11 protein-coding genes are annotated in these 12591 nt (G+C 42.7%); 4 read left to right on the top strand and 7 right to left on the bottom strand.

Features of this window, described 5'->3' with window-relative positions; translation table 11 throughout:
• Positions 1-152: 152 nt before the first annotated feature.
• Positions 153-596 carry a MaoC family dehydratase gene (locus RM556_RS00795; RefSeq protein WP_311360060.1) on the bottom strand — a complete coding sequence of 148 codons (444 nt, stop codon included), beginning with the start codon at positions 594-596 and terminating at the stop codon, positions 153-155.
• A gap of 127 nt (positions 597-723) precedes the next feature.
• On the opposite strand from RM556_RS00795, the gene RM556_RS00790 reads away from it, so the two are divergent.
• Positions 724-1623 carry a LysR family transcriptional regulator gene (locus RM556_RS00790; RefSeq protein WP_311360059.1) on the top strand — a complete coding sequence of 300 codons (900 nt, stop codon included), beginning with the start codon at positions 724-726 and terminating at the stop codon, positions 1621-1623.
• Positions 1624-1669: 46 nt separating this feature from the next.
• On the opposite strand, the gene RM556_RS00785 is transcribed toward RM556_RS00790, so the two are convergent.
• On the bottom strand, positions 1670-3469 hold the full coding sequence (locus tag RM556_RS00785; RefSeq protein WP_311360058.1) for an acyl-CoA dehydrogenase C-terminal domain-containing protein: 1800 nt from the start codon (positions 3467-3469) through the stop codon (positions 1670-1672).
• Between the two features lie 51 nt (positions 3470-3520).
• Positions 3521-5644 (bottom strand): 3-hydroxyacyl-CoA dehydrogenase NAD-binding domain-containing protein, encoded by a 2124-nt coding sequence (locus tag RM556_RS00780; protein WP_311360057.1) that lies wholly within the window; start codon positions 5642-5644, stop codon positions 3521-3523.
• Positions 5645-6016: 372 nt separating this feature from the next.
• Here RM556_RS00780 and RM556_RS00775 point away from each other — a divergent pair, with 372 nt between their 5' ends.
• The 3 genes from RM556_RS00775 (at position 6017) to RM556_RS00765 (ending at position 8300) form a co-directional block, all read left to right on the top strand.
• Positions 6017-6940, top strand: coding sequence for a haloalkane dehalogenase (locus RM556_RS00775; protein ID WP_311373629.1), 924 nt, complete (start codon positions 6017-6019; stop codon positions 6938-6940).
• A complete protein-coding gene (locus RM556_RS00770; RefSeq protein WP_311373628.1) occupies positions 6933-7697 on the top strand; it encodes an SDR family oxidoreductase in 765 nt (254 codons plus the stop codon). The genes RM556_RS00775 and RM556_RS00770 overlap by 8 nt, the downstream gene beginning before the upstream one ends.
• Positions 7698-7901: 204 nt before the next feature.
• The gene (locus tag RM556_RS00765; protein WP_311360054.1) at positions 7902-8300 is read left to right on the top strand and encodes a DUF3718 domain-containing protein; all 399 of its coding nucleotides are present in this window, start codon (positions 7902-7904) and stop codon (positions 8298-8300) included.
• A gap of 117 nt (positions 8301-8417) precedes the next feature.
• Here RM556_RS00765 and RM556_RS00760 read toward each other — a convergent pair whose 3' ends face one another.
• Genes RM556_RS00760 through RM556_RS00745 form a run of 4 tightly spaced genes read right to left on the bottom strand, consistent with a single transcriptional unit; the run spans position 8418 to position 12405 of the window.
• Entirely contained in the window at positions 8418-9392 is a 975-nt protein-coding gene (locus RM556_RS00760) for an NADPH:quinone oxidoreductase family protein (protein ID WP_311373627.1), read from the bottom strand.
• 1 nt (position 9393) lies between these two features.
• Entirely contained in the window at positions 9394-10431 is a 1038-nt protein-coding gene (locus RM556_RS00755) for a phosphotransferase family protein (RefSeq protein ID WP_311373790.1), read from the bottom strand.
• A gap of 27 nt (positions 10432-10458) precedes the next feature.
• Positions 10459-11673 (bottom strand): acyl-CoA dehydrogenase family protein, encoded by a 1215-nt coding sequence (locus RM556_RS00750; RefSeq protein ID WP_311373626.1) that lies wholly within the window; start codon positions 11671-11673, stop codon positions 10459-10461.
• A gap of 60 nt (positions 11674-11733) precedes the next feature.
• Positions 11734-12405 (bottom strand): histidine phosphatase family protein, encoded by a 672-nt coding sequence (locus RM556_RS00745; RefSeq protein WP_311373625.1) that lies wholly within the window; start codon positions 12403-12405, stop codon positions 11734-11736.
• Positions 12406-12591: the final 186 nt, after the last annotated feature.

Genomic DNA, 12591 nt, shown 5'->3' with positions numbered 1-12591 from the left:
TATTATCATCTGTTAGTGTGCGGCTATACCAATCGTATAGCCTACACTGATAGTAGGTGGAGATGGCCCATTTGTAAATAAATTGTTACTTATATGTAACCATTAATAGTTAGGATGGTCAGACCACATGCTGAAATTTCATTATCAACATGCTATGCGCCGAGCAATAAGGTAAGAAAAGTGCCTATCATCGCTGGTTTGTCGCGCCCTTTTATATTAACTTGTACCGCTACCTTAAATAACTTCCCGCTTGGCTTCACTTCAATATCACTGACCTCGAAAGTATATTGCAATTGATCATTTACTCGCACTGGCTCTAAAAACCGAAGCGTATCGATACCATAATTGAGCATCGTATTCTTTTTCGGATCAACGGTAATTACCTGTTCAAACATTTTTGGCATCAGCGATGCAGATAAAAAACCATGAGCGATAGTCATGCCAAAAGGGCTTTCCTCTCGGCATCGCTTTTCGTCTATATGTATCCATTGGTGATCCTCTGTTGCATCAGCAAACTCGTTGATCTTTGCTTGATCCACCGTGAACCACTCGGAATTGGGTAATTTGTCCCCAATAGTCAATTGTGAAAACTCCATAACGATCCTTTTTTTATTATTAAATTGAATTGATTTCTAATTATACTATCATTGCTATTAATGATTCATCTCGACTTAATTGTCGAATTGATAATAACAATAACGTGACATAGGAAGAAATTATAAGATGAATTTAAATCGTATCGATCTTAACCTTTTCGCTGTATTTGATGCTATTTATACTGCGGGAAGTCTTACCAAAGCGGCAGATGTACTTTGTATTACACAACCCGCTGTCAGCAACTCTTTAGCTAGATTGAGAGAAATGTTGAACGATCCTTTATTCGTCAGAACCGGTCACAGTATGACCCCAACGCCCGTTGCGCAAAATATTATAGGGCCTGCACGTGAGGCTTTAGGATTATTGCGGAAAAGTGTACAGGAGTCTCACGTATTTGATCCCAGTACAGCGCAAAAAGCATTTAATTTTGCCAGCCGAGACTTACTCGAGGTGAGCATTATGCCAAGACTAATGTCACGTTTACAAAGCTGTGCGCCAAATATCACGCTAACAAACTATGAAATAGCACGTACAAATGTAGTTTCAGCAATGGCCAGTGGTAGTCTCGACTTCTTTGCAGACGCGTCTGCCTTTACAGATCCTCATTTATTAAAGCAAAAAATCGCTGAGGACCGTTTTGTCGTAATGGCACGCAAGAATCACCCTGAATTGAAAAATGGTTTAACTCTCGACACATTCTTGAAGCTCGGCCACATTAATGTGTCACACCGTAAAAAAGGCGCTGGTCCGATAGACATCGAATTAGACAAAATGGGTAAGAAGAGAAAAGAGGTCATGCGTGGACAGCACTTTTTGACGGTACCAAGTGCAATTGTGAAAACCGATCTTATTGCCTGCCTACCCTATCATTTGGCGAAACATTATGATCTCGCGATCTATGAGATGCCCTTCGAGCTACCGAAACTTGAGTACTTTCTATATTGGCATGTTAGTGCCGACCATGATTATGCTCACATGTGGATGCGTGAACAAATTCAAGAAGTGGCAAAAACCTATAATCACTAAACAAAAAAGCCCGCATCATAGCGGGCTTTTTTTGTGTACTTAATACCTAGCCTTGGAAAAAGTGCTCTGCATCCATTTGCATAAGATTTTCAGAACCTGAACTGATAGCGGATACTAGTGATCTTGTACGCGTTAGCATGCGGTCAAAGTAGAACTTTGCAGTTTGCAGCTTCGCATTATAAAAATCGACTTCAGTCGTACCTTCATCGAGCTTCTGTTGTGCCACAACTGCCATTTTCAACCAGAAGTAACCCACAGTCACATAGCCTGCATACATTAGATAATCTACCGCTGCTGCACCCAGCTCTTCTGGGTTATTAGCTGCTGATAAGCCAATGTCTTGCGTCATCTGAAGCCACTCATCAACATGTGACTCGACCGCATTAGACCAGTGTCCAAACTGTTGTTTATCTCTAATCGATGCACAGTATTCTTTGATTTCACCAGTGAACACTTTAAGAAGTTCACCATTAGAACCCATGATTTTACGAGCTAACAAATCAATTGCTTGGATACCTGTCGTACCTTCGTACATAGTACAAATACGGGTATCACGCGCTAGCTGCTCCATGCCCCACTCTTTGATATAACCGTGACCACCATATACTTGCATACCGTAACTAGTGGTTTCTTGTGCTGTTTCAGTTAAAAACGCTTTTACAATTGGAGTCAGTAAAGCCAGCTTAGCTTCTGCCATTTGCTTCTCTTGAGCGTCAGCTGCGTGCTGACTAACATCAACGAGCTGCATGCAGTAAATCGATAACGCTCTATTACCCTCACGCAATGCCTTTTGTGTAAGCAACATACGTCTAACATCTGGATGCACGATTATCGGATCAGCTGGCCCATCAGGATTTTTAACACCTGACATTGATCTAAACTGAGTACGGTCTTGCGCATAGGTAAGCGCGCCTTGGAAAGCGGCTTCTGTCGCAGATAAGCCTTCAACACCTGTGCCGATACGTGCCATATTCATAAACACGAACATACAGTTCAGACCACGGTTAGGCTCACCAATTAATATAGCGTTTGCAGCATCAAAGTTCATGACACAAGTAGCGCTACCTTTAATGCCCATTTTATGCTCAATTGAACCACATTTAACCGTGTTACGATCTGTAATATTTCCATCTGCATCAACATTATATTTAGGTACAATAAACAAAGAAATGCCCTTTGTGCCTGCCGGTGCATCAGGTAAGCGAGCAAGTACGATATGTACAATATTGTCTGACATGTCATGCTCACCAGCCGATATAAATATCTTAGTACCGGTCAGCTTATAAGTACCATCTTCTGCTGGTTCAGCCTTACATTTCAACATACCAAGGTCTGAACCACAGTGCGGTTCTGTCAGACACATGGTGCCGGTCCAGCTGCCCTCTACGAGTTTCTCTAAGTAAACTTTTTTCTGCTCAGGCGTACCATGCGCTTTTAGAGTTTCCATACAACCTTGACTCAAACCTGGGTACATAGCCCAACTGTGATTTGCGCCAGAGAACCATTCAGCCATTGAGGTAGATAATGAATAAGGAAGCCCTTGGCCACCAAACTCTACTGGGTGAGACATTGACGGCCAACCACCCTCTACATATTGACGATACGCTTCTTTAAAGCCTGTAGGAGTAGTTACCTCACCATCATTAAAGGTACAGCCTTCATCATCACCAACAGCATTAATCGGCGCCAAGATATTCTCTGCAAATTTTGCCGCTTCAGCATATATTGCTCTAACAAGATCATCTGTGGCATCTTCAAAACCCAGTCTTTGATAGTGCTCTTCGAAACCTAATAGTTCGTTTGTCACGAATAAAGTATCTCTTTGTGGGGCTTTATAATTTTGCATAACTTCCTCAATTTTGTTTCGGATGAGTGAAATCACTCATTGTTTCAATTCTTATTTCACTGATGAGAATGATTTTCCGGCATCAGCCAATTCGTTCAATAAATCAGACGGCTCAAACCAATGTTTGCCGTACTCTCCCAGACTTTCTTTGTAATAGTTCAAACGGTCTCTCACTTCAGACAAACCAACTTCATCTGCATATTGCATCGGTCCACCGCGGAAAACAGGGAAACCATAGCCATATACATAAATAACATCGATATCACTAGACTTCGCAGCAATACCTTCTTTCAATATGTCCGCACCTTCATTAATAAGAGGATAAATACAACGCTCAAGAATTTCTTGGTCGCTGATTTCACGTTGCTTTATACCTAAGCGCTCGGCTTCCTCTTTTGCAATAGCAATGACCTCTGGATCAGGAATAGGCTTTCGGCTACCTGGTTCATACAGATAGGCACCTCGTCCTGACTTCAAGCCATTACGACCTTGTTGCACAAGCTTGTCGGCAACCACACAATAGCTTGGATCGTGAGCGATAAATTCTCGGCGTGACTCACGAACAAAGTAACCGATATCAAGGCCGGCCATATCGCCCATAGTGAACGGGCCCATGGGCAAACCAAACTTGCCGATGACTCTGTCTACTTGCTCTGGACTTGCGCCTTCTAGCATCAAGCGATTTGCTTCACGGCCATAGGGTTCTATCATTCTATTCCCCACGAAACCGAAACAAACACCAACTAAAACACCGACCTTACGAATCGTTTTAGCTAACTTCATAGAAGTTAAAATCACATCATCTGCTGTCTTTTCGCCTTTGACGATTTCTAACAACTTCATCACGTTGGCTGGCGAAAAGAAATGCAGACCAATAACATCCTGCGGTCGCGAAACTGCAGAGGCTATTTCATTCAAGTCGAGGGTAGATGTATTAGAAGCGAGAATAGCACCTGGCTTACATACTTTATCGAGTGCACCAAACACTTCCTTTTTCACCGACATTTTTTCGAACACTGCTTCGATAACTAAATCGACGTCTGCAAGCGAATCATAGTCAGTGGTCCCAGAGAGTAAAGCCATTCGCTCTTCTACTTGCGCTTGGGTAAGCTTACCTTTTTTCGCTGAGTTTTCGTAATTGCGACGAATTAACGCTAAGCCCTTATCGAGTGCCTCTTGTTTCATTTCTAACATAACGACTGGGATGCCGGCGTTCGCAAAATTCATTGCGATCCCCCCCCCCATCGTCCCAGCACCAATAACACCTACTTTATCAATTGATCTTGGCTTCACATCTTTGCTCAAACCTGACACATGAGAAGCGGCACGTTCAGCAAAAAAGAAATGTTGCTGCGCTCTTGCTTGAGGCGTTTTCATACACTCCATGAAAAGCTCGGACTCTCGGCTTAAGCCATCTTTAAAAGAATGCGTAAATGCGGCTTCAACCGCTTTTACACAATGACCTGGAGCGAAAAACCCGCGTGTTTTAGCAGCAACCCCCTCCGCATATGCTGTAAAGAGCCCTTTAGTTTGTTCATCAAAGCTCAAGTTGATATCACACACTCGTTTAATTGGTAGCTTATCGGCAACCACTTTGTTCGCGAATTCAATAGCGGCTTCTACAGTTTCCTCAGGAGCATCAACCACATGATCGAATACACCGCCTAATTTCACGACACTAGTAGGCGCACCTGTCACGATCATGTCTAAGGCTGTTTTCGCGTCGGCTAAACGAGGCAAGCGTTGAGTACCGCCAGCGCCAGGTAAAATACCCAAGTGTACTTCAGGCAAACCGACTTTATTTTTGCTATGTGTCACCCTGTAGTGGCAAGCCAACGCTAACTCCAAGCCTCCGCCAAATGCGTTGCCAGTTACAGCAGCAACCACCGGTTTGCTAGCCTGCTCAATAATCTCGAGCACCTCTGGCAGCATCGGTGATAAGTCACCGCCACTAAACTCAGAGATGTCAGCACCAGCTGAAAATAAAGGGAGCTTTGAATACAGCACAATCGCACTAACGCTGTCATTTGCTAATGCTTCATTTACGCTGTCAATCACACCAATACGCACTGCTTTAGACAAGGCATTTACCGGTGCACTATTCAAACCTATAAGAGCGACATCGCCCTGCGTGTGATAGCTAATCGGTCCAAACTCTTTTGCATCCTGTGACATAATTCACTCCCAAAATAATCATTCGTTTTATGCATACTGTCCAGATTAAGATAAAGGTCCCAATCAGCCCACTTTATTGATTTTATAAGTTGAAATAAGTTTGGCTGATTTTCACTGTAATAGATGCTCGTGCTTGATTCTTCGGAATAATGCGCCTTATTAATTGCGTCATTAGCCGATAGCTGTTGTGTAATAAATAGATAACTATTTACATAAAAAATACTCAAACTCCCCACCAGAGCATATACTTAATGAGATGCAACAATTCTTTAACATATCAATTAACGTAGAATATGAGATCAGCGAGAGCTAAGTAAACAACGTAGACTGAGGTCATCGTTTTAACGATATGACAATGACAAAGGAATTTTAATGGAATATCTGCGCACACCTGCGAATTGCTTTGAGGCAATCCCGAATTATACCTTCCCAGAAAACCACCATGTTATTGATGCTAAATCTGGGATGAGAATGCATTATGTGGATCTCAGACCCCGTGAAACATCAAAAGGCATCATTCTGATGTTGCACGGTGAGCCTAGTTGGAGTTTCTTGTATCGGGAAATGATAAATATGGCAGTTGCTCAGGGTTATCGGGTAATAGCGCCAGATCTCATTGGGTTTGGAAAATCTGATAAGCCCATTGACCCAGATTACTATACCTATGCAAATCATCTGGCTTGGCTGAGGTCACTAATCAGCTCGCTTGCACTAGAAGAGATAAATTTAATATGCCAAGACTGGGGCGGCTTATTAGGCTTGCGCCTAGTCGCAGAGCAACCGGATAAGTACTCATCTGTCGTTGCTGCTAACACCTTTTTGCCAACAGGTGATCAAGGCGCTAATGACGCTTTCAAACAATGGCAACATTTCAGTCAGACTGTGCCAATATTTCCCGTAGGTGATGTACTCCAAAAAGCAACTGTAACCGAGCTACCCAAAGATACTATCAATGCCTACAATGCGCCATTTCCAACGGAAAAGCACAAGGCTGGTGTGCGCAAATTTCCCTTGCTAGTACCCATAAGTTCGGATAATCCCGAAACTGAAAACAACAGAAAGGCATGGAAGGTGTTAGAAGTATTTGAAAAACCGTTTTTGACTGTGTTTGGAGATTCAGACCCTATCACTGCCGGTGCAGAAAAAATATTTCAGAAAAAAGTACCAGGATGTCACCAACAGTGTCACAAAATATTAAAAGGTGGCGGTCATTTTTTACAAGAAGACGTTGGCGAAGAGCTCATGACTGCCGCGTTAGCATTTTATGAAGAAAATAGAGGAACAAAGAATGGATAGTCTACTAGATTTTACCAATAAAACAGCAATTATTACTGGTGCCGCCAATGGCTTTGGGCGACTCTTAGCGCAAGCACTTAATAAACGTTCGTGTCAGTTAGTGTTAAGTGATATTAATCAGACAGGCTTGGAAGAAACGCTGAATTTACTCGAGCGTCCAGAGCTAGCTACCATTGTATGTTCAGATGTAGCCAAAGAAGAAAGTGCGAAGGAGCTTGTTGCGATCGCATTGAAAAGGTTTGGCTCATTGGACATGGCAATTAACAATGCTGGTATCGCTCATAAAATGGCTGCTAGTCATGAACTTACTGAGGAAATATTCGACCAACAGTTTGCTGTCAACGTTAAAGGTGTGGCTTTTGGTATGAAGTATCAAATACCAGCAATGTTGAAAGCAGGCCGCGGACATATACTGAATGTAAGTTCTCTTGCAGGTTTAGGCGGCGCGCCAAAAGCTGGTGCATACGTGGCAGCCAAACATGCAGTTGCTGGTCTTACCAAAACGGCCGCTGTCGAATATGGTAGATATAATATTCAGACTAATGCAATTTGCCCGTTTTTTAGCCCAACTAATATTATGGATGTAGAGGGACTCGACAATGAGGAAGTTAGAGCGACTCTAGCAAAAGGTACTCCGATGAAAAGGCTGGGTGACCCTCAGGAAATGGTGAATGTCATGATACTCATGCTCTCCCCAGGCAATACGTATATGAATGGACAAACTATTGCCGTAGATGGTGGAGTCACGTCCTGGTAGGCCTACAGAGCTTTCAAGCGAATTTATACGACCTTAGTAGCAAAAAAACCAGAACACATAAACCCATGATTTAATTAAAAAATAAAAATATTGACCTGATTTTTTGGTATTTCATAAAATACCTTTGTATTCGCGCAATTAATGAACATTATCCTCGGGCTGTTTAATATTCAACTCGTCCAAACAAACCAAGGTGTAATTATCATGTTGAAAACGAAATTATGTGTTCTAGCTGCTGTATTACCTTTGACTTTCGCTTCTGCGCCAAGTCAAGCCAATGAAGTTGCTGCCGCACTTTCAAACATTTGTAACATTGTTGTCGCTGACGATAAAAGTGAGTTACGTAAGAAAATCAAAACAGTGAGTTCTAACTTTAGACTTAAACTGAAAGACTATTATACCGGCGTTAAATGCAATGGTAATAGTATGATCCGCACTGCAGTTTTGAACGACGCAGTTGAAGCAGGTACTTTATTAGTGAAGAAAATGCCTAAAAAGCACCTTGCTGCTCCTGAAGAAGATGGCAAAACATTACAAGCGTGGATAGATGAACAAGGTAAAGGTGATAGTGCAATTGCTGTTGCGCTCCTAGACCGAATCTAAGACTTTTCAAACCATATTGAAAACCAGTTCAACATGGTAGGCGGAGGAAACTTTGCCTTTAAGGTGACTCTAACGAGTCACCTTTTTTATTTCTAGTTATTTCTAAATAATAGTCATCTATGGCTTAATGACCACTTTCCCCTTCACTTTTCTATCCGTCACTTTATTGATAGCTGCAATAGCGTTTTCTAATGAAAAGCGTTCATCAACAACCACTTTAATCTTACCCTGAACATACCATGTCAGTAACTCTTTCATATTTGCCATGAAGTCCTGTGGTTGATGCTGAGTGAAGGAACCCCAGAATACGCCAAGTACTGCAAATCCTTTAACCAATGCTAAATTCACTGGGAATTTTGGAATCTCTCCCCCTGCAAAACCAATCACGAGTAATCGACCATTCCATGCCATACTGCGACTGCAGGTATGAAACATATCACCGCCGACACATTCATAAACCACGTCAGCGCCCTTGCCATTCGTGTGCTCTTTTATGGTTGCTTTCAAATCTTCATTACTATAGTTGATGCAAATATCGGCACCATTTTGTTTGGCTACTTCACACTTGTCATCCGTTGAACAAACAGCAATCACCTTCGCTCCCATGATCTTCCCAATTTGGACAGCTGCCAAGCCAGTGCCACCAGCAGCACCTGTTACCACGAGTACATCATCAGCGCTAAGTTGTGCACGTTGCTTCAAAGCGTGGTGGGCTGTTGCGTGGGCAGTCACGAGGGCTGATGCCTCGTCCAAGGGTATACCATCTGGAATGGGTATCGTATGAGAGGCAGGCAAAGCAACTTGTTCCGCATAGCCGCCTAACATACAAAGCCCGATAACATTTTGTCCTACTTTCAAGTGCGGAACGCCTTCACCTACTTCGGCTACGGTTCCTGCAACCTCACTACCCGGAATAAAAGGTAGCTCAGGTTTCATTTGATACAAACCCTGAACGAGTAAACTGTCAGGAAAGTTAACGCCGGCTGCCGCTACATTGATGACAACCTGCCCTTTCTCTGCGCTAGGTGCTGGTACATCGGTAAACTCCAACTGTTCTACTGGCGCAAATTCTTTACAAACAATCGCTTTCATATTAGTTCCCTTCTTTTGTTGCGCTTAGCGCTAATTGAGATAACGGCTTCAACAATGCTTCTAGTTCCAAGGCTTTTGGATTTGACGCATTGCCATCCTTTGCTCTTTTCACTACCCCTTGAACGATAGAGAACAGTCTAAAGAAACTAAACACAATGTAAAACTGCCAATTCGGAATATCAGCAATTCCCATTCTTTCGCAGTATTTTTCAAGGTATTCTTTTTCGCTCATTATGCCAAGCTCAGCTCGATTAACACCGCCTAAACCAGGCACGTTACCCATATTAGCAGGAAGGCGAAGCTGCATACATTGGTAAGCAAGATCAGCATAAGGATGACCGAGTGTTGAGAGCTCCCAATCCAAGATGGCAATTAATGAATGGGTATTATTATCAAACACCATGTTATCGAGTCGGAAATCTCCATGTACAATCGCTGTTTTTCCATCATCTGGGACTAAGTTTTCGTTAAGCCACTGAATGAGTTGATCTGCATCTGAATTTTCTTCGGTTTTAGACGCATAATACTGCTTCGTCCAGCGGTCAAGTTGCCTCGCAAAATAGTTACCTGGTTTGCCAAAATCGCTCAACCCGACTTTTTCGGGATTAACCTGATGAAGCTCGCTCAAGGCTAAGTTCATCTGATCATAAATGGTCGCTCTTGCCGCATTATCCGTTCCTAGCTTTTTCAAGCTAGCATCCCAATAAATATCGCCATCAATAAATGACATGAGATAAAACTGGCTACCGATAACCTGCGGGTCAGAGCATAAATGGATCGCCCTTGGTACTGGCACAGCCGTAGTTTGAAGCGCCGCAATAATACGATACTCTCGATCCACAGCGTGCGCAGATTTTAGTAGTTTGCCTAAAGGCTGTCGCCTCAAAACAAATGTCCCTTCAGACGTCGTTAATTTGAATGTTGGGTTACTTTGGCCGCCCGAAAATTTCTCAATTTTACGCAGCTCACCTAAGTCTAAGCCCACACTTTGTACATAGTCTTGCAAAACGCCTATATCTGGCGTCGTTTCAAAAGACATCATTCTCAGCCTATTTTTTCAAAGTGCTTATTCAGCAGCCTGCTTCACTAGATTACGACCAAGTTGCATCATATGAACTTGATCAGGCCCATCAGCTAGCCTGATGGTTCGAGCGTATGCCAAGGTAGCACTGAGCACAGTGTCTTGTGATGTCCCCATAGCACCATGCATTTGTATTGCTTCATCTATTACTTCGCAAGCCATCTTAGGCGCTACAATCTTTATTGCAGCAATGATGTTTTTCGCTACCTTGTTGCCATATTTATCCATATGATCTGCTGCTTTCAGGGTCAGTAGCCTGGCTTGTTCAATCTTACAATACATGCTTGCAATACCTTCTCTCACCGACTGTTGCTTACTTAAAGGTTGACCAAACGCTACTCTTTGTTCAACACGCTCACAAGCCATATCTAAGGCTCTTTGTGCACAACCTATCAAACGCATACAATGATGAATTCGGCCCGGACCGAGACGCCCTTGTGCAATTTCAAAACCCTTGCCTTCGCCGACCAATAAGTTTGATGCGGGCACTCTTACATTGTCGAACAATACTTCAGCATGACCAACAGGTTCATCTAAATAACCCATTGCAGACATAGGACGAACAACAGTTACTCCGGGCTGGTCAAGAGGCACAAGAATTTGAGATTGTTGCTGGTGTCTTGCCGCTTTCGGATCAGTTTTACCCATGACGACCATGATTTTACAATTCTCGTTCATCGCGCCACTGGTGTACCATTTGCGACCATTAATAACGTACTCATCGCCATCACGAGTAATAGAAGTTTCAATATTAGTAGCATCTGATGATGCGACTTCTGGCTCAGTCATCGCGAATGCTGAACGGATCTCACCGTTTAACAATGGCTCTAACCATTGTTTCTTTTGTTCATCATTCCCATACTTTGCTAAGACTTCCATGTTGCCGGTATCGGGCGCGCTGCAGTTAAAAATTTCTGAGCTCCACAAAGACCGTCCCATTAGTTCGCATAAAGGCGCATATTCTAAGTTAGACAAACCCGCACCGTGAGGTAGATATTCTTCAGGTAGAAATAAATTCCAGAGACCAGCTTCCCTCGCCTTCGCTTTAAGTTCTTCCATTAAATCAGGCGTTTTCCAAGGTGACTGACCACTGTGTACTAAGTCGTGATACTTTTCTTCGTTTGGATACACATGCTCTTGCATAAAAGCATCCAATTTTTCAATTCGAGCTTTAGTTTCTTCACTGTAATCAAAGTTCATATTTCTATCCTTTTTCACTCATCGTGTTTATATTCTGTCGCCCAGTTTCTGTCTACATAGCTAACTGTAGGTAATTAATGGGATATGCTCGGGTGTATCTAAATGCCCAACGTTATTAAAGCTACTGAGTTGAATCCCATCTTTGTTGAAGTAAAAATGGCTAACGCTGGTGTTCTTAATCTGTAAATTAAAATTCACTGTTTTATCGATACTCAAATCCAGCATATTCATCATCGTAATCGCAATAGCACCGCCAGAACTTGCTACCAGTACATGCTTAGCCTCAGAGGCACATACATTATCAACAGCTTGTTTCACCCGACCGGTAAACTGCTCCCATGTTTCGGGTAATGCTCCTGGCAACTCACCTTTTGACCAAGCAAGCATTGCAGCTTTGAGTAAGCGATAGAAAGCGGCTCTTGGCGCGTTACTCGCAGGCCTTTGGTCAGGAAATACTTGCAGATAGGCACTAACCACAGCATTGAAATCAAATTCATTCCAACCGGCATCTATCTCTTGAGCTAAACCGCAACTCAAGCCTTTTTGGATCCCGCTGGCAGTTTCCTTGTGTCGGAGCATGTCGCCAGTAATGATGCTATCAAAACGAATATTCCGTTGAGCAAAGTACTCACCTAATAATTCTGATTGCTTGATACCCACATCACTTAGTTTGTCATAATCAGCAGCTCCAAAAGATGCTTGACCATGTCTCACTAAATATAACTGCCCCATAGGTCGTTTCCTTATCATTCATTATCAGCGCCAATCTTGCGCTTAAGTGCCGCACTAAAAAAACACTTATCGTTAACAAAATGTTATTTCCTTTGGGTTAATAAGTGTAATTGATTGTAGTGATATAGTCTGATTAGCGAATGATATGTGGGAAAACGCTGTTTGAGATCAATATTTGGGGGGACA

The sequence above is a fragment of the Alteromonas sp. W364 genome (assembly GCF_031846205.1).
GTDB lineage: Bacteria > Pseudomonadota > Gammaproteobacteria > Enterobacterales > Alteromonadaceae > Glaciecola > Glaciecola blandensis.
The sequence above is the reverse complement of the archived record's forward strand: the minus strand, read 5'-3'. Positions and strand labels throughout refer to the sequence as shown.